Origin of the sequence: Ancylomarina salipaludis (assembly GCF_004122035.1) — a bacterium.
GTDB lineage: Bacteria > Bacteroidota > Bacteroidia > Bacteroidales > Marinifilaceae > Ancylomarina > Ancylomarina salipaludis.
In genome coordinates this window covers 139581-161315 of record NZ_SAXA01000003.1, presented here as the reverse complement: position 1 = coordinate 161315, position 21735 = coordinate 139581, and the positions used below count along the sequence as shown (strand labels likewise).

Sequence of the window (21735 nt, the reverse complement as noted above, 5' to 3'; positions counted from 1 at the left end):
TTAAATTTGACTTAATTAATTTACGCTAACTCAATAAGTACATCATCCTGAAGGACACTATCACCTACATTTACTTTAATAGATTTAACAGTACCTGCTTTTTCAGCCAATACATTGTTCTCCATTTTCATGGCTTCCATTATAAGTAGAGTATCACCTGCATTAATTGAGTCACCAACAGCAACATTAACTTTAATAATAGTTCCTGGAAGAGGTGCTTTAACACTTATACCACCAGTTGATTTTTTAATCTGACCTTCACCTGGCTTATTAATAACAGGCTTGCGAATCAACTGAGGCGTTTTGCTAACTTTCTCTTTTGCTTCAATCTCAACATCGTAAACAGTACCGTTTACTTCAATTTGAGCGTTTGTACCTTCGATCTCTTTGATATCAACATCGAATTCTTGTCCGCGTATTGTAAATTTGAACTTTTTCATCGTCTTATCTTGGTTGATTCATTACTCCATAAATCTTAGAACTCCATGGAGAATAATTCTTAGTAACTTTTTTAATGGTAATAATGTTGCTTTCCTCATCGTGAATTTGATCGAAATGCATATAAAGAGCCATTGCGATAGCTGCATTTACACTTCCCTCGATACTTAAATCTTCAGAATCAGAACTTACCTTACCCTGCTTTTTAAGCTTCGATCTAAGATTGATTTGCAAAAGCTTAGGAAGGTTCACAAAAACAATAACTAAGGCCACCAATGCGACAAATACGATGCCGTATCCAACCAAAGCAACTGTCCATCCTCCCTGACTTCCAATCGATAATAAATTGATATAACTCATAGTTTATTAATTTTTACAATGGAATGTTTGAATGCTTTTTAGGAGGATTACTTTGCTTCTTAGTCTGCAACGACTGGAATGCACGAATCACTCTAAAACGTGTATTACGAGGCTCAATTACATCATCAATGTAACCATATGAAGCAGCATTGTATGGATTAGCAAATTTCTCGTTATACTCAATCTCTTGCTCGTTGATGAATTTAACTTTCTCATCATCGCTAAGCTCCATCATTTTTCTACCATGTAGTACCTCGATAGCACCCTTAGCACCCATTACTGCAATCTCAGCTGATGGCCAAGCATAGTTAAGGTCGCCACGTAATTGCTTACAAGACATTACATCATGAGCTCCACCATATGATTTACGTAAGGTGATTGTTACTTTAGGAACTGTCGCTTCACCATAAGCAAACATAAGTTTTGCTCCGTGAGTAATGATACCACCAAACTCCTGACCTGATCCTGGAAGGAATCCTGGAACATCAACTAAAGTCAAGATAGGAATATTGAAACAGTCACAGAAACGGATAAAACGAGCTGCTTTTCTTGAAGATTCGATATCAAGAACACCAGCAAGGAAATTAGGCTGATTGGCAACGATACCTACTGGCATACCACCCATTCTTGAAAAACCAACAAGAATATTCTTTGCATAGTGACGGTGTACTTCAAGGAATTCAGCATCATCAACAATAGAATAAATCACATCCTTCATGTCATAAGGCATGTTAGGATTTGCTGGTATAATATCATTCAATACGTCCTCTAGTCTATCGATAGGGTCAGTACAGTCAGCCAAAGGCGGCTCTTCAAGGTTATTAGAAGGCATAAAAGACAACAGCTTACGAATAATCATAATACCTTCTTCTTCGTCTTCCAACTTGAAGTGAGAAACACCTGATTTAGAAGCGTGCATATGAGCACCACCTAAAGCCTCAGTTGTAATATCTTCACCAGTCACAGTCTTAACAACCTTAGGACCAGTTACAAACATGTATGACTTTTCTTCAGTCATCATGATAAAATCAGTTAATGCAGGAGAATAAACGGCTCCACCAGCACAAGGACCAAAAATTGCAGAAATCTGAGGGATAACACCAGACGCCATAATGTTTCTTTGGAAAATCTCAGCATAACCAGCAAGAGCAGTTACCCCCTCCTGAATACGAGCTCCTCCTGAATCATTCAATCCAACACAAGGTGCACCAACTTTCATTGCCATATCCATCACTTTGCAAATTTTTTGTGCAAAAGTTTCAGACAGAGATCCACCAAATACAGTGAAATCCTGAGAAAACACAAAAACTAAGCGTCCATCCACAGTTCCTTGACCTGTAACAACACCATCGCCTAAGAATTTAGTTTTCTCCATACCAAAGTTGGTACAACGATGAGTCACAAACATATCGAATTCCTCGAAACTACCTTCATCCAAAAGCATGTCGATTCTTTCACGAGCAGTATACTTACCTTTCTTGTGCTGAGATTCAATACGCTTCTCACCTCCGCCAAGTTTAGCTTCTGCTCTTAAGTCAATTAACTTTTTAATTTTATCCTGACTAGCCATAACTTCTATTAGTTATAATATATTATAATTGAGTATTCTTATTTATTACCACAAAGTTCTGTCAAAACTCTTTGAGTTGACTTAGGGTGCAAGAAACCGATCTTCAAACCTTCTGCTCCACCTCGAGGTGTCTTATCAATCAGCTGACATCCTGCTTCTGCAGCATCATTCAAAGCTTCCTGAACATCTTCAACAGCAAATGCCAAGTGATGCATTCCACCACCAGTTTTTTCTACAAATTTCCCAATAGGTCCCTCTGGATCAGTAGACTCAAGCAATTCGATTTTCACATCACCCACTTTGAAAAATGCTGTCTTCACTTTCTGATCAACAACTTCCTCAATAGCATAACACTCTAATCCTAATACTTTTTCGTAAAATGGAATAGCTTCTTCTAAGCTTTTAACAGCAATCCCGATGTGCTCAATATGTGTCGGTTTCATAATTAAATTATATTTTGATTGAATAATTGGTGACAAAATTATTGAAAGGAAAAACGATAATCAATGTTTTCAATGAATATTAAACTTGTTCTTCAACATGTCTAAAAAAGCAAAACAGAAACAATTACTACTTCCTGATAATAAGCTGATTGCAGAGGATGAAGCCTCAGACACTTTTCCTAAAATACATTCAAATCAGCATCAAATCTGGCATTTTCGAAAACCTTTGCAAGAATCTTTATCTCTAAAAAAACAAATGAAGATGCTTTCCTTCTTTCTTTGAAATTTTAAAGCAGTTTCCTCAACATAGTTTTTACTGTTTTAAAACAAGAAATTCGTTTTAACCCTTTCGATAGAGTCAAAGCATATTCCAAACAAAGAAGATAAAACCAATTAACCTCTGTTTCGATGCACGCAATTTAATACCTCTTTATTACACCTGCAAAACAAATAAGCCCTACACCTCTTGTTTATACACAAAAATCATATCATCAAAAAGTAAGTCTTTTTCAAAATCAGGACTAAAATCTATGGCCCAAACCGAGTCTTGCAAAAACATGGATTTTCCACATTCTCAGCCCAACAAAATCAAACTCTTTAACTATATTTGCAGCGAAATCTGCTTTCAACCAATTTTATAAAAAATTTAAGATGATACTATTCTTTAAAAAAGGTAAAGTTCATTACGGAGTACATTGTTCTCTCGAATTAAATGCAATTGATACAGCTAAATTATCCTGGCTATTTAGCGATGCTGAAATCCTAACCGACGAAAAAGTAACAGGAAAATTTGTAGGGCCTCGTAAAGAGATGATCACCCCCTGGAGCACGAATGCTGTTGAAATTACGCAAAACATGGGATTAAATGGAATCCTTCGTATCGAAGAATTCAATCAAGTTGATGCTGAACACCCGCAGTACGATCCTATGCTTCAAAACTTGTATGAAAATTTAGATCAGAAAATTTTCACTATCGAGAAACAAGCTGATCCTATTATTTATATCGAAGATATTAGAGCTTATAACAAACAAGAAGGTTTGGCTCTAAGCGATGAAGAGATAAGCTATCTTGAAGGAGTTGAGAAAAAGATCGAACGCAAATTAACCGATTCCGAAGTTTTTGGATTCTCTCAAGTCAATTCAGAACACTGCCGTCACAAAATATTCAACGGCACTTTTATTATAGATGGAGAAGAAAAAGAATCATCCCTTTTCCAATTGATAAAAAAAACCTCACAAGAAAATCACAATCGTATTGTATCGGCATATAAAGACAATTGTGCCTTTCTTCAAGGACCAAGAGTTGAACAATTTGCCCCACTCTCTCACGATAAAGCAGATTTTTTCTACACCAAAGATATTGATACTGTCATCTCATTAAAGGCAGAAACACATAACTTCCCAACAACTGTTGAGCCATTTAATGGTGCAGCAACTGGTACAGGAGGAGAAATCCGAGATCGTATTGCAGGAGGAAAAGCTTCTCTGCCAATGGCAGGAACTGCTGTTTATATGACATCATACCCTAGACTTGAAGCTACTAGAAAATGGGAAGGTGCTACTGATCCTCGCAAATGGCTATACCAAACACCGGAAGAAATTCTAATTAAAGCTTCAAATGGAGCGAGTGATTTTGGAAATAAATTCGGTCAACCATTGATTTGTGGTTCGGTACTAACTTTCGAACATTTCGAAAACAATAAAAAATACGGTTACGATAAGGTCATCATGCAAGCCGGTGGTATTGGCTATGGCCGATTGGAACAGGCACAAAAAGATGTCCCTAAAAAAGGTGATAAAGTTGTACTCCTGGGAGGAGACAACTACAGAATCGGAATGGGGGGTAGTGCTGTATCTTCAGTTGCTACAGGTGAATACGCCAATTCTATTGAGCTAAATGCTGTTCAGCGTTCGAATCCTGAAATGCAAAAAAGAGTTTGTAATGCTATCAGAGCCATGGCAGAATCTGATCATAACCCAATTATTTCAATTCACGATCACGGTGCTGGTGGTCACCTAAACTGTCTGTCAGAACTTGTAGAAGAAACAGGTGGTAAAATTGATCTAAATGCTCTTCCTGTTGGTGACCCGACTCTTTCTGCTAAAGAAATTGTAGGTAACGAGTCTCAGGAAAGAATGGGGCTGGTTATAGGTAAAGATGATGTTGCTTTATTAACTCGTATTGCTGAACGCGAACGAGCTCCTATATACGAAATTGGTGAAACAACCGGAGACATGCGTTTCACTTTCGAAGATAAAAAAACAGGCGAGAATCCTATCGATCTTGGTCTTTCTGAAATGTTTGGTAAACCACCAAAAACAGTTATGACTGACGAAACAGTCGTTGAAACTTTCGAAGAAGTTGCTTACGAAGCCGAGAAACTGGAAGACTACCTTGAGGAAGTTCTTCAACTGGAATCAGTTGCTTGTAAGGATTGGTTAACCAATAAGGTTGACCGCTCTGTAACCGGTAAAATTGCCATGCAGCAATGTGCTGGCCCACTTCAGTTACCTCTTAACAATTTAGGTGCGGTTGCTCTGGACTTTCAGGGAGAAAAAGGGATTGCCACTTCGATTGGACACGCTCCTGTTTCTGCACTTGTTGATTCAGCAAACGGCTCACGCCTTTCGATTGCCGAGTCGCTAACCAACTTGGTTTGGGCTCCAATTGAACAAGGTATCAAGGGTGTTTCTCTTTCTGCAAACTGGATGTGGCCTTGTAAAAACAAAGGTGAAGATGCTCGTCTTTATAAAGCTGTTGAATCCATTAGTGAATTTGCAATTGAACTAGGTTTAAACGTCCCAACTGGTAAAGACTCATTATCTATGACTCAAAAATATGGTCAGGATGATGTGGTTTATGCTCCCGGAACAGTAATCATTTCAACTGTGGGTGAAATCATTGATATCAATCGTATGGTTAGCCCGGTAATGAAAAATGTAGCAAACTCTCACCTATTACATATCGACTTTTCGAAAGATGATTTCCAATTAGGTGGCAGTAGTTTTGCTCAAATCATTAACAAACTTGGAAAAACAACCCCAAATGTTACTGATGCCAAATATTTTGCAAAGACCTTCGAAACCCTTCAGCAACTTATTCTCGATAGAAAAATTCTTGCTGGTCACGATATTTCTTCAGGCGGTATGATTACTGCTTTACTTGAAATGTGTTTTGCAGACAATAAACTTGGCGCTTCAATTAATCTGAATGAGATTAAAGAAGCTGACTTAATCAAAGTTCTATTCAGCGAAAACCCTGGTGTTATCATTCAAGTAGAGGATATTAACACCGTGAGTAAAGTCCTTTCTGAAGCTGGGATAATTTTCCATAAAATTGGAACCCCATCTGAAGCTGGAAAAATGACAATCGCTAAAGCAGATCAAAACATATCTCTTGATATTGCATCATTACGTGACCTTTGGTATAAAACATCATACCTATTGGATCGCAATCAATCTGGTAATGATTTAGCATTGGAACGATTCAAATCATATAAACAGAATAGTCTTAACTATAAATTCCCTGAAAACTTCACGGGTAAATTTGCACAATACGGCATTGATCCTAAACGTCAAACTAAATCGGGCATTAAAGCAGCTATCATTCGCGAAAAAGGTGTAAATGGCGATAGGGAAATGGCTTGGATGATGCATCTGGCAGGTATGGATGTTAAGGATATTCATATGACAGATTTGATTTCAGGTCGTTCAGACTTCTCTGATGTGAACATGATTGTTTTTGTTGGAGGCTTCTCTAACTCAGATGTATTAGGATCGGCAAAAGGTTGGGCTGGCGCATTCCTTTATAATGAAAAAGCCAAGAAAGCTCTTGAAGATTTCTACAAACGTAAGGACACATTAAGTTTAGGTGTTTGTAATGGTTGTCAGTTAATCTCAGAACTAGGCCTGATTTATCCTGAACATGATAAGCATCCAAAACTGCTTCACAACGAATCTCATAAATTTGAATCAGGCTTTGTGAACGTAGATATTCAAGCTAACGATTCAGTGATGCTTTCTACTCTTGCTGGTAGCCGTTTAGGTATTTGGGTTGCACACGGTGAAGGTAAATTTGATTTACCTTACGGTGAAGATAAATATCAGATTCCAATGAAATATAGCTTCAAGGATTATCCAGCTAATCCCAATGGCTCGCCATTTGAAACAGCAGCAATATGTTCAAATGATGGTCGTCATCTTGCCATGATGCCTCACTTGGAACGTGCTACTTATCCATGGAATTGGGCTTACTATGATGAAAGCAGATTGGAGGATGAAGTGAGTCCTTGGATTGAAGCTTTTATCAATGCTAAAAACTGGATTGCAAAACATAAATAATTAAATATACACATATTTAGAAGCCCTCTTTTCATATGAAAAGAGGGCTTTTTCATTTTATTATAGAAAGAATCTTTTTCATTTTTTTTCCTACCTTGTGCTTCAATCTAACCAAACACATCAATATTATGAAGCATTATGCACTACTCATATCCATTCTATCTATCACATTTTCATGTGCCAACCAAAAGAATACACCTAAAAAAATAGTAGCCGACTCTGCTCAAGTCACAAAGGAGATTCCTATCAACAAACCTGATTTTGCACCAAATACTTTAGCTTTAAACATAAAAATATTAAAAATTATTCCTCATAATGAATATAATGAAATTCATGCAACTGTAAATAAAACATTAGGATCAGGTGCTGGAATCATAGGCATCTACTCAAAAGGTAAAGAGATCAGTTTCGAGACAAAAAGTAATTCAGATGTAAAAATCAACTCTAATTATAGCTTTTTGTTTAAAGAATCTCAAACTATGGGAAATAATGACCCCATTTTAAATTTAATTAAAGAAGTTAAATAGACAACCAAATTGAAAATCTACGTATAGACGATAAATTACCCCTGTACAACTCTGTCTGTAATAGGAATTCAGTAAACCTACTAACCGCTAACTAACAAGAAAAGAATGAAGAAAAATCTACTACTGAGTTCAATATTCCTTGTAGCCTTAACCCTTAGTGGCCTGGCACAAACAAAGAATATTGTTATTAATGAAAACACGTACAAAAAGCTTACTGCACCTGGGGTAAACCATGTCAGAATGGCTAAAAAAGCAGATCAGCGTAAAGGAATCATTCGTGTCAAAGATGCACCACATGAACGCTTAATATTTGAGAAGTTAATAACTCAAGACCCCAAAACAGGAGAACTTCCAGCTAACTTTCGTGAAAGAGAATTGAAGTTCCTATCTGATAATAAAAATCAATTCAGATCAAGAACAAAATCTCAGGGGATTGATTGGAAACAAACCGGACCATATAATGTGGGTGGTAGAACAAGAGCTCTAGCTATTGATGTTACGAATGACAACATTATTTTAGCAGGAGGTGTGACTGGTGGCATGTGGAGATCAGAAGATGGCGGGGCTTCCTGGACAAAAACCACGACTACAACAGATCATCAATCTGTTACTGCCGTTGCACAAGATCCTCGTGAAGGACATACAGACACATGGTATTATGCTACTGGTGAATATTCCGGATCTGCCGGAGCTCGTGGCGCATTTTATTCAGGAGCCGGAGTATTTAAATCCGAAAATGGCGGAAAATTCTGGGAGAAATTGCCTGCAATGGATACAGATGATACGCCTATTTTTACTGAAACAACAGATATTTGTTGGAATATTAGCGTAGATCCTCTGAATGGTGATGTTTATGTTGCAACCTACGGAAAAATCTGGCGACTAACAGATGGAGGTCTAACCGCAACGACTGTTTTGACGAGTAAAGCGACAAATAACGATAAATGGGCTTCAACAACGGATGTCATATGTACACCAGAAGGAATTAAATATGCCACTCTAAGCAGTGGTGGAACAATTAACGGTTTATATAGATCAAAAACCGGAAATGTTGGTGATTGGGAAAATATCACTCCAGAAAACTTTCCAGAAAGCTTTGATCGTACCGTATTGGCTTATGCCCCCAGTAATGAGAATGTCTTATATTTCTTATCTGAAACACCAGGATCTGGCCTTAACGACCATAGTCTTTGGAAATTAACTATAAATGGAGATGAACTCATGTGGGAAGATCGTTCTTTAAATCTCCCTGCAAGTGGAACAGGAGACCGTGATGTATCAGGATATACATCTCAGAATTCATACGATATGGTTATCAAAGTCGCTCCAGACGATGAAAATATGGTTTTCATTGGAGGAACCAACCTTTTCCGTAGTGACGACGGCTTTGCTACGAATGCAAACCCTGTTAGTGTAGGGAATCCTGAAAAAGACAAAACTAAAACTTATTGGATTGGTGGTTATGCTACAATAAATAACGTTTCTCAATACGATAAACATCACCCAGATCAACATGCATTAGCTTTTCTTAATGATGGTAAAACACTACTAAGTGGTCACGATGGGGGCATAAGTAAAACAAATAACTATAAACAAACCGAAGATTCTGATCCTAGTGACAATGGTGACCTCGAAGAACCAGATCTAAAACCAATAGATTGGGTTTCGTTGAACAATGGTTACTTGACCACTCAAGCTTATACCGTTGGAATTGACGCAAATGATTTGGAATCCTATGAAATTCTAACTGGTTTTCAAGATAATGGAACTTGGTACACTTATAGAGAAGACAATGGAATTCACAAGCAAAATTGGATTCATCTTGGAAGTGGAGATGGGGCTTATTGTAGCATGCATAACAACAAAAATGCTTACATTACTTCATCACAAAAAGGTCGTATCTATTTAAATGCATACAACACAACTGACAAAGATTGGGAATGGGCTCGCGTAGACCCTGAAGGTATTAATTCTGATTCTCTCTTATTCATCAACCCATATGAGATTGATGGCAACAACGAAGCCATTATGTTTTATGCTGGTGGAACCGATATTTGGAGAAATACCGATATTTATAAAATCACGAAGTTCTCTAACAATGCAGCAACCTTAGGTTGGGAAAAAATAGAAGGTACAAATATTACAGGCCAGATATCAGCTATCAAATCATCAATTCTTCCTGCCAATCTGTTGTATTTCGGTACGTCTAAAGGGAAAATCTATAAAACAATTAACTCTCACTCTTCACAAGCCGCAACAACGGAAATTACAGGTCCTTCTATGCCAGAAGACGCATATGTAAGTAGTATTGAGGTTAATCCTGCTAATGCCAGCTATGTATATGTCACATTTTCGAATTATGAAGTAGAGAGTATTTTCTTTTCGAAAGATGCAGGAGAAACATGGACCGATGTATCCGGTGACCTTGAGATTACTAAAGACAGTAAAAATATTGGGCCATCAGTAAGATATCTGAACGTTGTTAATGCGGAAAATGGTCCAGTTTATTTTGCAGGAACAAGTATTGGTTTATATATGACAACCGATCTTAATTCAAATACAAAATGGACTCAAGTTTCGACTGATAAAATTGGAAATACTGTAGTCAACATGGTTAAAACCCGAAAAGATGGTTTTGTTGTGGTAGGAACACATGGTAATGGTATTTTCCATGCCAACATAACACCTGGAGAACCAACTGTAGATCCAGCAGGACCTCTTGTAGGTATCGAAGATCCAGCCGAAGCCAACACCAAACTGAGTATTTATCCTAATCCTATGGAAAATAGCAGTCGTGTTGAATTTCCAAATGAAAATAACGAATCATACCGCCTGATTGTGGTTGATGCTTCAGGTCGTGTAGTTCGTATTATTGAAAATGTCACTAACAATAATGTATTGATTAACCGGGAACAACTAAAACCTGGTATTCATATTATCAATCTTGAGGGTGAAAAAATATACAAAGGGAAACTCATTGTAAAATAACTCCCCCTTTTTAAATATGAAAAGACCTAAAAGCTCAATGCTCTTAGGTCTTTTTACTTTTATCCATTTAATGATATTAAAAGAGAATTAGTAACCAATACCAGCAGCCATAATATTATTTGGATCGAAAGCATGACATGGTGTTACTCCGTGAACCATATCGCATTTAGGACAATGTCCCTCAAACTCCTCCATGGTAAACGTTTCTTTACATCCATGACATTCAATCTCCAATGGCATAGGCATTAATTGCTCTGCAAATCCCATCATTCTAATTTTGTCAACCACTTGTTGACCATTCTCGAAACTTCCTGCGCATCCGTCGTGCATAATATCTGTTTTTTTAGTGTTCGTTCGTAAATTCAATAATTTAGATTGATATCTCAAGCTAAAATCCAATATCTTCTTTCTTAATGATTTCGCCTTGGCGCAATCGGGTTCTCATGTTCTGAACCACGGCATCCATTCTTTCCAAATCACCTAAAAGCTTGCGTTCCTCTTCGCTGGTTTCAATCACTTTATGGATTCCACCATTCTTAATAACAATACGCTTATCACCCATAAGCGCCAAAATAGGATCATGAGTTGCCATCAAAACAATCTTTTCTTCACCAACCAAGAGATCCAATGCACGCTTTCGATCGATACCAGCATTCTCAATCTCATCGATCAGGATAATTGGTGACTTACTCAGGATAGCTGTATCCGCAATCATCAAAGCTCGTGACTGGCCACCGCTTAAACTTGTTATTGGCGTTGTTAACTCAAACTTCTCCCCCGCCAAATCGTTAGCTTGTTCAAAAATCTTATTAATGACACGCTCAACATCTTCGACCAAACGAGATTGGGCATGCAATTCAATAAACTCGTAAACTGTTAAGTCCATCACAAAATTCATATTTTGTGACAATTGAGCAACCAATTTATTACCCGAATTTAATCGCCATTTCTTATCACCTGCTTCTCCATTGATCAATACCGAGCGAGAAGTTGGCGTATCTTTTTGAGCCACCCATTCGATATCGGCCAACAAACGACTCTTTCCCGAACCCGTTGGTCCAACAATACAAACAATCTCACTTTTTTTAATCGATAATGTTTCGAACATTTCAGCCTCTCCAGACTTATTTGTTCCGGGCAACAAAGTAATACTGCGAACGCCATCATCCTCATCTTCGCCTAAGAATTCAAGCATTTGATCGATGTAGATACACATCGATTCCAGAACCTGAGTTTTATTCATAGCTCTGTTTTCCTGCTCTTCTTCTTCATCTAAGAAATTTAAATAATCTATCAATTTAATATCAAGACTTTCTTTTAAATCCAAAGTATGCTCTTCGAAAAAAACAGGTAAGAACGGGTATTTTTCAAATAAATCAGTGAGTGTTTTGCTCTGTATATCGTTAATTGTCATCATTTTTTATGCTAAAATGGTTAATTGAATTCAAAATCATCAACATTCTATTCCTTATCACTCATATCAATTTTCCGAACATTACCCATCTGGTAAGATTCCCCGATTCTGGTTTCACCCAAACAATACGAACATAGTGCAGATGGCATTGAAAATCTCAATTTCTCCCCCACAAGTGTCTTCACTTCAGTTTTTTCATCATACAATAAGGTACTCAACTCGTAGGCTCCCTGTCCTGTCAAACCATTTACATGCATAATCGTTGCACCGGGATTAACGGTATTAACACGCGATGCAAACACTTCACGCTCAGCTTGAGAAACAATATCACCCTTCGTGATAATAACAATATCAGCTGTTTTAAGCATGGGACCAATCTTCTTTGGGGTATTAATACCACTCAAATTATCAATCACACACACTGCAGTAACCGTTTTAATATAAGGAGAACATCGGTTACACAAACCGGCACTTTCTGTAATCAAAAGATCCAAACCTTCTTTCAATCCCCATTGCGTTACCTCTTCGATATTGCTTACAAAATAATGATCGGGACAAAGTGAACCTGAAAGCCCTTTTTTAACCTTCACCCCCGCTTTTTCATACAACACATCATCATCGGTGTACAAACAATCGAATTTGACAACCCCAACTTTTAAGCCTCGCTTTTGAACAGAGTCAATGGTTTTAAGAATAACTGCTGTCTTCCCTGATGACGGAGGTCCTGATACTGTAACTAGATTCATATCTTAAGATTATATCTGTTGAAATAATGTTTTTAACACAAGCTTGATCGAGCTGTTAAAATTAACCTCTGATTTAAGATTGAGGTGAAAAACTTAAAGGTCCCATATTTCTAAAACTGTTATCCTTTATAGCTTTATTGAAAATCCCTTCGCACTTCACAATGAGTTCTCCAATATTATTTGAGTTGATATAGTCCCAACCCAGCCACATAAATTTATTTTCCTTTGGAAGTCGGTTATCAACTTCCGGATTTATACTTGGAAACAAACCCTGATGCGAAAGTATTTCGCCTACTGCTTTCGAAGCAAAAAAATCGATTACATCCTGTGTTTTGTCTAATTTATCTTTCTTGGTCAACATGAAAATAGGACTAATAATTGCACCATCTTCAGGCCAAACGGCAACCATACTTCCACCTTCTTTCACCATTTTTGTAAAGAAGTAGGGCATAATGGTAATCGCCGGTCTATCTTTCTTTTTGGTATGCGATTTTACCATTTGAGATGGGTGCATACTTTCCAATAAACACTCACCTAAGCCTTTCACTCCTTCTTCACCATATGATTTATAAATATGGAGCAACATTGAGTTGAACAAATCAAAATCACTGATGGGCAGACTCACACTATTTTTGAATTCAGGCTTAAATAAATCGGCCCAGGTACGAGGAATTGCACGATCGCCAAGCTCAGCTGTATTCACTAAAAATACCGCAGGCACAACACCAATCATCGAATAATGCCCCTGAGGATCTTTCAGGCAAATTTCTTCATTATCAAAATCCTTATTCAGACGATCGAAACCTGTACTATCAGCAAAAACATGACGCTTCTTAAATTTCCCCATCAATTTCTCATCAAAAAACAAATCGAAACCTGCAGAAATAAAAATATCAGCTAATTTGTCCGCATTATCCTCATTAATCACATCACTCATCAACCAGTCCAGCCCCATTGAAGCCGCCTTAAGATCGTAAACAATTTCTCTATCGTTCTGTTTCTTATAAGTTTCAATAAAGGAATCGATTCCTTCAACCAAAGGTACACGAACAGGACATGGCAATAAGCCCTGTACATGAATCGCGTCTTCATCCGTACTTTTCTCTTTCTGATTTAAATCCGCATCAACCTGATTTCTTGTCAAATCAATACCTTCAACCAACAAAGATGCGAATGCCTCAACATTGAGCTTTTTCATTTTTAAAGCCATTTCTAAAGTCAAAGTTTTACCGAAAACTTCTCTTTTCTTAGCATCTTCCAACTGCTTAAATCCATTCGAAACAAAAATCTTAATTGTTTCAGGATAACGTGTACAAATATCAAGTAAACTATCGGCTGTTTTAAAATATTGATTCTTCATTTCAGTTGAGCTTTTATTTAATTTTCTATTACAAAAGTAAAGCTCTTACAAGTATAAAAATGTAACCAATGTTACACTAAGTTTTTTTTTCAGATAAATTATTCAGCACAGGATTTTCTTAACTCTTTGAGCTTTACTTAAATTAATGATAAATAGCAAAATAAGCGTGACGAACACGCTTTTATCTTGGACTAAAATCTGATTTTTTTCTTACCTTTAAACCAATTATATACACTTCTATCAGATGTCATAAATCAAAATAAATTCATCTACTTTTGAGGTCATTTGAGAAAATAGCGATTAGACTACTGAGTATCATGATATTACTCAGTATCTTTTCGCATGCATACGCTCAAAGTAACACGGTTGCATTTATCAGCAATTCTGACAAAACACTCTGTCCCCAAAACAACGGAATACTAACATCTGTACAAACTTCATCACTGGATATATCAGGTCCTGCCGATAAAATATGGTTTGCCTCATATTCTGTCAATGGAGGACCAGCCGAAAAAATGAATGAAGGCTTCGGGATAAATACAGGAATATTCACTTTTGAAATCAGTTTTCCTAATGTTAGTAATAGGCTAAAAACCTTTACAGTACGGATTGAAGAGGCCTGGCTGGAAGATGGTACACCTCTACCTATCACAGAAGAAGAAAGAAGCCGGAATATAACAGTCTATCCATTAATGAATCCAAGTGTTCAGACTTATGAAAATAAAGTCAAAACCGGTTCAGAAGAAGATTATACGATCATCATTGGAATGAATTCCTTATACACAAAAGAGCTTCCTGTTGGAGCAGAAGAAATTAGTTTCCAAACAGAAGTTATTGATCCTTACAAATATGTCAACATTAGAATTAAATGGCAAGCTGAGGCTGGTATCACTACTTTTAAATCTATTGAAAAAACCGGATTTGGATGTGTTAGCGACACCATTTATAGTCCGATTGAACTCAAAAGTGAATTCAGTCTGGATTTGGGTGAAGATAAAAATATCTGCACAGGAGAAAGCCTTACCCTCACCCCAACCATTGACCTTAAATCAGAATATGCCTACTCGTGGAGCACAGGAGAAATATCAGAGTCGATCGAAGTTTCTAAATCGGGTCTATACGAACTAACGGTCACCGATCTTAGAGATAATCAACAAATAACCGATCAGGTTCAGGTTACTGTTCACGATGCCCCGGCCATTAATATTGCAGATGTAATTATGATGGATGGAAGCCCAATCATTGTTAGTGCTCAAAAAGACGGCTGTACGTATCTCTGGTCAACAGGAGACACAACTCCTGAAATAGAAATAACAAGTCCCGGAGATTATTCTGTCATGATTACTTCAGAATATGGCTGTACAAATTCAAAGTCCTTTACAGTTAAAGACCAATCATCATTTTTCACCTTAAACTTGCCCAATATTGTGCATATGTGCGCGCAGGAGACTATGACCCTAAGTCCTTATATGGATATTGATCAGGAATATACTTATGAATGGAGTACCGGTTCTACCGAAAGGGAAATAGAAATCGACCACGAAGGCATATACACCCTCACCGCCACTGATCCCAATGGCTATTCTCAAACAGCCAGCTCTGAGATTTATTATCACACGAAACCCATTGTTGATTTGGGGGAAGATTTTATTCTTTGGGATGGTGAATCGAAACAACTCGATGCACAAAATAAGGGAGCAAGTTACTTATGGAATACGCTTGAGACAAGCCAGATTATCACGGTTAATTCGGGTGGTGACTTTTGGGTGAATGTGATAGATGAATATGGATGTGCCAATTCAGATACCGTTTTCGTAGACTACAGAAAAGGTGAAAAGTTTCGAGTTGAGTTGGGAGATGACAAAAGCATATGTGCAGGGGATTCCGTTTTAATCGTTCCACTCATAGTCGGACATCCGGTTTATCCACTAACTTATAATTGGATAAATCAAAACCATACTGAAGCCGAAATTTACTTAAAAGAAGAAGGCGATTACACCCTGGAAGTAACCGACAATCTTGGCAATATGGAAAGTGCTCAAATTCATATCACCAAGCTTCCCTTGCCTATCGTCAATTTGGGTGAGGATATTATTGATTATCCCAATATTGAATATGAATTGATCGCAAATGTCGATAAAGTCAGTTATAACTGGTCAACAGGCGAAGTCAGCAAATCCATTACCGTTGAAAATACCGGGACCTATTGGATCGAGGTCATCAATGAATTTCAATGTTCTGCTCGCGACAGCATCTATGTCAAATTTTTAAATGACTACCCTTTTGTTGGCATACCCAAAGCTTTTTCTCCCAATGGAGACAGTCACAACGACATCCTTTACGTTCGCGGCACCGATATCGATAAGATTAAACTAATGATATTCACCAGAACGGGTACAAAGGTCTTTGAAACAACAGATGTCAATCAGGGCTGGGATGGCACATACAACAATCAGAAACAGGAAATGGATAGCTATTATTATAGTTTGGATATCACCTATACCAATGGTGTCAACATAAATAAATCGGGGAAATTTACCTTGCTTCGATAAACCCAATAATCCTACACCATTTTAAGGATCACACATGTGCATTTTTCTCCCTAACACAGTGGAATCTCTAAGAGCTGTAAATAGGTTTTGAACTCAGTAAAACAAAAAAGGCTGTCGGATTACTCCAACAGCCTTTTGTATCAATTCAAATTGAGATTACTCCACAATATTCATTTCATCAATTAAATAGCCAGCACCCGCAAATTTATCAACGATAAATAACACGTAGCGAATATCCAATGATACGTTTCTACAAATCGTTGCATCATACATCAAATCAGACATCACCCCTTCCCAGGCACGGTCGAAATTCAAACCAATAAGCTCTCCATTGGCATTTAACACAGGGCTTCCTGAGTTACCACCAGTGGTATGGTTGGTTGCAGCAAAACAAACATTCATTTGTCCATTTTGTCCATAGCGACCATAATCTTTGGCTGCATATAAATCTTTCAACTTTTGAGGGACATCGTAATCAAAAATATTTGGATTATCCTTTTCGATAATACCTTCAAGCGTTGTGTAATAGTCGTAGTTTACGGCATTTCTAGCCTTGTAACCCGCTACTTTTCCGAAGTGTACACGGAAAGTTGAGTTTGCATCCGCATAAAATACTTTCTCAGACTGCATAGCCATCAAACCTGCCATATAAGTACGTTGCAATTTGTTTACCTTATCCGATAACTCATAGTACTTAGGACTAATTGTATTCTTATATAAGTCGAGAATACTCATTGCCATTTTATAGACAGGATCTTTAGCAATTTTCTTAGCCATTGAAGGCTTATAATTAGCCAACATATCCTCAAGCTGACTTTGTTTAGCCAATATCGATTTAGCCATCGCCTTTTTAGCGTAAGCTTTATAATCGCCTTTGTATTTTTTAGCAATTACCTTCAATTCTTCCGGCAAGAATTTAGCTTCCACATTCTCATGATACATACTCATCATTGCAGCCAACAACTTCTTGTCAGTATCCAGATTGTAATTCTTATAGAATGCGGCAGATTTCTTCTTCAAGCCTTCAACCTCTTTTGCAATTGCTTCAGTATCTTTTTTGTCAAGAGAAACCAATTTCTTAAAGTCCAATGCAAAATCAACCAGTTCAGCACCTGACAGTCCAGCTTCAAGCGCATAATCACGAGCCAGGCTATATGGTGTCATTTCCTCATAAATGCCTTTCATCTGATCCAAAATGCCAGCATATTTTGCCTTAAGCTTCTCATCAGAATTAGCCCAGATTTCAAATTTATTCTCTAGTTCTTTTTTCTTAGCAATGGCATTCAAACGATTCAAACCTTTAATCTCACCTTGCCATCTTTTCCATGAATTCGCAACGCCTGCATACTTTGCAGAATACTGAATTCTCACCATTGGCGAAGCATCCATATCGGCACGCATTAAATCAAGCTTCTTGGTTCTCAACTTAATTTTATGAGGGTTATCAACTTGTGTCATCATTTCTAATGCATAAGAAGTCAGATACTCAGTTGTAGTCCCCGGGTAACCAAACACCATTGTAAAATCACCTTCGTTTATCCCTTTCAATGAAATTTTAAAAGATGTTTTAGGCTTCAATGGCACATTATCTTTAGAGAAAGAAGCTGGTCTATTGTCCTTGTTGGCATAGATTCTAAACATAGAAAAGTCACCTGTATGACGAGGCCACATCCAGTTGTCAGTATCACCACCAAATTTACCAATAGCTGATGGAGGCGCACCTACCAATCGCACATCTTTATAAATCTCGTAAACTGAAAGGAAATATTGATTGCCCGCAAAATAAGCTTTCACATTGGCACGATACTTAGAATCTTTCTCGGCTTCTGCCTCAATTTTTTTAATGTTTTCTTTAATGATTTTGATACGATCTTTCTCCTTTGTATCGTCAGTTACCCCCTTTAAAACATCAGCAGTAACATCAGCCATACGAATCAGAAATGAAGCTGTAATGCCTTCATTTACCAATTCCTCATCCTTGCTCATTGCCCAAAACCCATCTTTCAGGTAATCGTGCTCTAGTGTTGAATGAGCTTGAATAGCACCGTAACCACAGTGGTGATTGGTTACCACAAGGCCTTGATCTGAGATCAGTTCACCTGTACAAAAGTGATGGAATGGTCGTCCTTCTCTTCCTAATCCAATTACCGCATCTTTCAAGCAAGCCTGGTTGATGTCGTAAATGTCTTCAGCAGTCAGCTTAAATCCGGCTTTCTGCATGTCTTCAATATTGTACTTTTTCAATAGCATAGGAATCCACATTCCTTCATCTGCCTTAACCTGATTTCCGACTAATAATAGTACAGCAATCAGTAAAAATGTCATTTTTCTTAACATGGTTTGTTTTACTTGGTTGTTATTTAGTTGCTTGATTCTTATATTAATTATAAGTTATGAATGATGAATTAACTTAAGCGTTAAACCTACTTATTTTTCTTTGTTGTTAAAATGATACTTCGAATAAGCTTTAACAATTCAGATGCATCGGATTCTAAAGAACGAAATTCCTCTGCTGTAATATAGTCAGTCTCTTTGAGTAGCTCTAACCAAAACAATGTTTCATCAGCTTCTTTTTGTGCTATAGCAAGTTTATGAATGAAATCGGCCTTACTTTCTGCATTCTGACTTTCTCGCACATTTGCTCCAATCGAGGTCCCGGAACGCATAAGCTGTTTACTTAATATGTATTCTCTCTTTTCTGTTTTGAGATACTTACAAAGTATTACGATCCTCACTGCAAAACGAAATGACTTTTCTTTGATCACATTTCCATTCATAACTCCTAATTCATAATTAAAATGTGCTTAGTTCCTGGTACAAACGCTGAATAGGCAGACCTACCACATTAAAGTAAGAGCCTTCAATTCCATCAATACCGACAAAACCGATCCATTCCTGAATACCATAGGCTCCAGCCTTATCAAATGGCTTATAATGGTCGATGTAATAATTAATTTCATCCAGGCTCAGTTCCTTAAAATGCACATGTGTTGTTGTGGAAAAACAGACTTCTTTTGCATTAGACTTCAAACAAACACCCGAAATAACCTCGTGTGAACGTCCCGATAGCATTTTCAACATCTTAACTGCCTCATCCCTATCCCTGGGTTTTCCTAAAACCGTATCACCCACACAAACAATGGTGTCAGCAGTAATCACCAATTCGTTTTCAACGGTATCGAGTTCAAAAGCATCAGCCTTTAATTTTGCAAGGTAAATTGGAATTTCTTCGACTCTCAGATTATCAGGATAAACCTCTTCAACTTCTTTGGTCTTAATTTTGAAATCCAATCCCAATTCTTTCAACATCTGATGACGTCTTGGCGATTGAGAAGCCAATATCAATTGATAATCATTTAGATTATTCAACATAGAACTAAAAATTTGTATTTGATAGAATATGATTGACAACAAAAGCGTATGAAATACCTGCAAGAATCGCAATTCGCAACAGAATTATTCCAAACTTAAGGCTTTCATCTTTCTTCAATCTTAAAATGAGGTAACAAAGTAACAGCAGCGGGAAAATAATTAAGATACTAAAATACCAAGGCGTAATTTTATCTACAGGGGCATTCAAAAACTGATACCACACACCAAAAACTGAGACACTTAAAAATAAGATCAGACTTACAATAATCGCCTTTGTCCATCTGAAACCAATAATAAAAGGCAAACTTCGTCTCCCAATCTCCTTATCTCCTTTTACCGATATCAAATCGCGAATCAACTGGTGAATCAGAACTGCAAAAAAAGCAAAGAATGAGAAAGCGCCTACCCAATATAACAGGTAATCGAAATTGGTTTTTGAAGCCACCAATACTTCTGCATAGGTTTTGTTTAAAGGCGGAATCTCAAAAATCACCACCAAAAACGGGATGGCCCCACAAATAAAAGCCATAACCAAATTCCCCAGGATAAAATGATTCTTATAGGATGTGGAATAGAACCACAACAAGCCTCCTGCCATGAAAAAGATCAGTATAAACTGCCAGTGCCCTACTTTATAGGATACGTATCCACCCAATACCAAACCAACAAAACTGAAAATTTGATGTAAAGCAAGCGAGGCCCGGCGACTAATTTGCCTTCCCACAATCACCTGACGTTTGTTTAAACGATCGGCTTTACAATCGAAATAATCGTTGATAATATACCCCCCAGCTGCAATAAAAAGAGTCGCTAAAACCAGAATGGCAAAATTAATATCGCTAAGCTGCAGATGAATTCTATTAATCGCCAAAATGGGCCGAATAATAAAATACCGCATCACATATTGTGTCAGAGCAATAATAATCAGATTGGGTACACGAATCAGTCTTAATAAGTTGAGCATTACAAATAAGGTTAAAGTAAAAAAGGTTAAAGTAAAGAAGCGATTTTATCCATCAACAGAAAACCGACTAGCTTATATACTTTGAATCTTAGTATCGGCAACATACCAATTGCCATGAGCGCGAAGCACCTGTTCCATCACATCACGAACGCAAGCACAACCACCATCCATGTCAGAGATATAAGCTGAAATTTCTTTAATTTGAGTCACGGCATTTTTAGGGCAAGTTGGTACACCAACACGCTGCATTACTTCATAATCCGGCAAATCGTCCCCCATATACATGATATTGTCTGCAGCAAGATTGTATTTCGATAGAAAATTTTCGAAATCCGCTATCTTATCCTTCGACGACATATAAATATCCTGAACCCCCAAACCACGGTAGCGTTGTTCAACTGCAGCGGAAGTTCCACCAGTAATAATTGCCACAGGATAGCCTTTTTTCACAGCATACTGAATGGCATAACCATCCTTTGTATTGGCTGTTCTCAACAATTCCCCATCAGAATCGATGGTGATACACTCTGTGGACAATACACCATCCACATCAAAAATGAAAGCCTTCACTTTCATCAAATCTTCTTTAAAAAAGGCCATATTTTTTTAATATTGAACTATTAAGTGTGAAATTTGAGAGAAATTTAATGCATCAACTCA

Annotated in this window: 18 protein-coding genes; 5 read left to right on the top strand and 13 right to left on the bottom strand. The window is 37.4% G+C overall.

Annotated features, from left to right (window positions below):
- Positions 1-20: 20 nt before the first annotated feature.
- The 4 genes from EO244_RS04845 to mce are packed head-to-tail and all read right to left on the bottom strand — an operon-like array spanning position 21 to position 2811.
- A complete protein-coding gene (locus EO244_RS04845) occupies positions 21-440 on the bottom strand; it encodes a biotin/lipoyl-containing protein (protein ID WP_129253511.1) in 420 nt (139 codons plus the stop codon).
- A 4-nt stretch (positions 441-444) separates the two neighbouring features.
- Positions 445-798: an OadG family protein gene (locus EO244_RS04840; RefSeq protein ID WP_129253509.1), complete on the bottom strand. Its 354-nt coding sequence runs from the start codon at positions 796-798 to the stop codon at positions 445-447.
- A gap of 13 nt (positions 799-811) precedes the next feature.
- On the bottom strand, positions 812-2368 hold the full coding sequence (locus tag EO244_RS04835; protein ID WP_129253507.1) for an acyl-CoA carboxylase subunit beta: 1557 nt from the start codon (positions 2366-2368) through the stop codon (positions 812-814).
- 38 nt (positions 2369-2406) lie between these two features.
- On the bottom strand, positions 2407-2811 hold the full coding sequence (gene mce / locus EO244_RS04830; RefSeq protein WP_129253505.1) for a methylmalonyl-CoA epimerase: 405 nt from the start codon (positions 2809-2811) through the stop codon (positions 2407-2409).
- Between the two features lie 97 nt (positions 2812-2908).
- On the opposite strand from mce, the gene EO244_RS16865 reads away from it, so the two are divergent.
- From EO244_RS16865 to EO244_RS04815, 4 genes are all read left to right on the top strand, one after another.
- The gene (locus EO244_RS16865; protein WP_164977404.1) at positions 2909-3094 is read left to right on the top strand and encodes a hypothetical protein; all 186 of its coding nucleotides are present in this window, start codon (positions 2909-2911) and stop codon (positions 3092-3094) included.
- 368 nt (positions 3095-3462) lie between these two features.
- Positions 3463-7152, top strand: coding sequence for a phosphoribosylformylglycinamidine synthase (purL, locus tag EO244_RS04825; RefSeq protein ID WP_129253503.1), 3690 nt, complete (start codon positions 3463-3465; stop codon positions 7150-7152).
- A 128-nt stretch (positions 7153-7280) separates the two neighbouring features.
- Positions 7281-7679, top strand: coding sequence for a hypothetical protein (locus tag EO244_RS04820; protein WP_129253501.1), 399 nt, complete (start codon positions 7281-7283; stop codon positions 7677-7679).
- A 105-nt stretch (positions 7680-7784) separates the two neighbouring features.
- Complete coding sequence (locus EO244_RS04815) at positions 7785-10667, top strand: WD40/YVTN/BNR-like repeat-containing protein (protein ID WP_129253499.1); 2883 nt, start codon at positions 7785-7787, stop codon at positions 10665-10667.
- An 87-nt stretch (positions 10668-10754) separates the two neighbouring features.
- Here EO244_RS04815 and EO244_RS04810 read toward each other — a convergent pair whose 3' ends face one another.
- From EO244_RS04810 to EO244_RS04795, 4 genes are all read right to left on the bottom strand, one after another.
- Entirely contained in the window at positions 10755-10997 is a 243-nt protein-coding gene (locus tag EO244_RS04810; RefSeq protein ID WP_129253497.1) for a hypothetical protein, read from the bottom strand.
- A gap of 58 nt (positions 10998-11055) precedes the next feature.
- Positions 11056-12084, bottom strand: coding sequence for an ATP-binding cassette domain-containing protein (locus EO244_RS04805; protein WP_129253496.1), 1029 nt, complete (start codon positions 12082-12084; stop codon positions 11056-11058).
- Positions 12085-12128: 44 nt separating this feature from the next.
- Positions 12129-12827, bottom strand: coding sequence for a GTP-binding protein (locus EO244_RS04800; RefSeq protein ID WP_129253494.1), 699 nt, complete (start codon positions 12825-12827; stop codon positions 12129-12131).
- A 73-nt stretch (positions 12828-12900) separates the two neighbouring features.
- The gene (locus EO244_RS04795; protein ID WP_129253492.1) at positions 12901-14187 is read right to left on the bottom strand and encodes an ABC transporter substrate-binding protein; all 1287 of its coding nucleotides are present in this window, start codon (positions 14185-14187) and stop codon (positions 12901-12903) included.
- 317 nt (positions 14188-14504) lie between these two features.
- Between EO244_RS04795 and EO244_RS04790 the strand changes: the two genes are divergently transcribed.
- Positions 14505-16739, top strand: coding sequence for a T9SS type B sorting domain-containing protein (locus EO244_RS04790; protein WP_129253490.1), 2235 nt, complete (start codon positions 14505-14507; stop codon positions 16737-16739).
- Between the two features lie 156 nt (positions 16740-16895).
- On the opposite strand, the gene EO244_RS04785 is transcribed toward EO244_RS04790, so the two are convergent.
- The 5 genes from EO244_RS04785 to EO244_RS04765 form a co-directional block, all read right to left on the bottom strand.
- A complete protein-coding gene (locus EO244_RS04785) occupies positions 16896-19064 on the bottom strand; it encodes a S46 family peptidase (RefSeq protein WP_241687938.1) in 2169 nt (722 codons plus the stop codon).
- Between the two features lie 98 nt (positions 19065-19162).
- Positions 19163-19516, bottom strand: coding sequence for a four helix bundle protein (locus tag EO244_RS04780; RefSeq protein WP_129253485.1), 354 nt, complete (start codon positions 19514-19516; stop codon positions 19163-19165).
- 16 nt (positions 19517-19532) lie between these two features.
- Positions 19533-20111 carry a Maf-like protein gene (locus EO244_RS04775; protein ID WP_129253483.1) on the bottom strand — a complete coding sequence of 193 codons (579 nt, stop codon included), beginning with the start codon at positions 20109-20111 and terminating at the stop codon, positions 19533-19535.
- Between the two features lie 4 nt (positions 20112-20115).
- Positions 20116-21075 carry a UbiA family prenyltransferase gene (locus EO244_RS04770; protein WP_129253482.1) on the bottom strand — a complete coding sequence of 320 codons (960 nt, stop codon included), beginning with the start codon at positions 21073-21075 and terminating at the stop codon, positions 20116-20118.
- A gap of 72 nt (positions 21076-21147) precedes the next feature.
- The gene (locus EO244_RS04765; protein WP_129253480.1) at positions 21148-21675 is read right to left on the bottom strand and encodes a KdsC family phosphatase; all 528 of its coding nucleotides are present in this window, start codon (positions 21673-21675) and stop codon (positions 21148-21150) included.
- Between the last annotated feature and the right edge of the window lie 60 nt (positions 21676-21735).

Excerpts from the sequence above, each read along its gene's own strand:
- EO244_RS04835 (WP_129253507.1), bottom strand. The coding sequence starts at position 2,368 with ATGGCTAGTCAGGATAAAATTAAAAAGTTAATTGACTTAAGAGCAGAA.
- EO244_RS04820 (WP_129253501.1), top strand. The coding sequence starts at position 7,281 with ATGAAGCATTATGCACTACTCATATCCATTCTATCTATCACATTTTCA.
- EO244_RS04790 (WP_129253490.1), top strand. The coding sequence starts at position 14,505 with ATGATATTACTCAGTATCTTTTCGCATGCATACGCTCAAAGTAACACG.
- EO244_RS04815 (WP_129253499.1), top strand. The coding sequence starts at position 7,785 with ATGAAGAAAAATCTACTACTGAGTTCAATATTCCTTGTAGCCTTAACC.
- EO244_RS04810 (WP_129253497.1), bottom strand. The coding sequence starts at position 10,997 with ATGCACGACGGATGCGCAGGAAGTTTCGAGAATGGTCAACAAGTGGTT.
- purL (WP_129253503.1), top strand. The coding sequence starts at position 3,463 with ATGATACTATTCTTTAAAAAAGGTAAAGTTCATTACGGAGTACATTGT.
- EO244_RS04770 (WP_129253482.1), bottom strand. The coding sequence starts at position 21,075 with ATGCTCAACTTATTAAGACTGATTCGTGTACCCAATCTGATTATTATT.
- EO244_RS04785 (WP_241687938.1), bottom strand. The coding sequence starts at position 19,064 with ATGACATTTTTACTGATTGCTGTACTATTATTAGTCGGAAATCAGGTT.
- EO244_RS04780 (WP_129253485.1), bottom strand. The coding sequence starts at position 19,516 with ATGAATGGAAATGTGATCAAAGAAAAGTCATTTCGTTTTGCAGTGAGG.
- EO244_RS04775 (WP_129253483.1), bottom strand. The coding sequence starts at position 20,111 with ATGTTGAATAATCTAAATGATTATCAATTGATATTGGCTTCTCAATCG.
- EO244_RS04795 (WP_129253492.1), bottom strand. The coding sequence starts at position 14,187 with ATGAAGAATCAATATTTTAAAACAGCCGATAGTTTACTTGATATTTGT.
- EO244_RS04845 (WP_129253511.1), bottom strand. The coding sequence starts at position 440 with ATGAAAAAGTTCAAATTTACAATACGCGGACAAGAATTCGATGTTGAT.
- mce (WP_129253505.1), bottom strand. The coding sequence starts at position 2,811 with ATGAAACCGACACATATTGAGCACATCGGGATTGCTGTTAAAAGCTTA.
- EO244_RS04800 (WP_129253494.1), bottom strand. The coding sequence starts at position 12,827 with ATGAATCTAGTTACAGTATCAGGACCTCCGTCATCAGGGAAGACAGCA.
- EO244_RS04805 (WP_129253496.1), bottom strand. The coding sequence starts at position 12,084 with ATGATGACAATTAACGATATACAGAGCAAAACACTCACTGATTTATTT.
- EO244_RS04840 (WP_129253509.1), bottom strand. The coding sequence starts at position 798 with ATGAGTTATATCAATTTATTATCGATTGGAAGTCAGGGAGGATGGACA.
- EO244_RS04765 (WP_129253480.1), bottom strand. The coding sequence starts at position 21,675 with ATGGCCTTTTTTAAAGAAGATTTGATGAAAGTGAAGGCTTTCATTTTT.
- EO244_RS16865 (WP_164977404.1), top strand. The coding sequence starts at position 2,909 with ATGTCTAAAAAAGCAAAACAGAAACAATTACTACTTCCTGATAATAAG.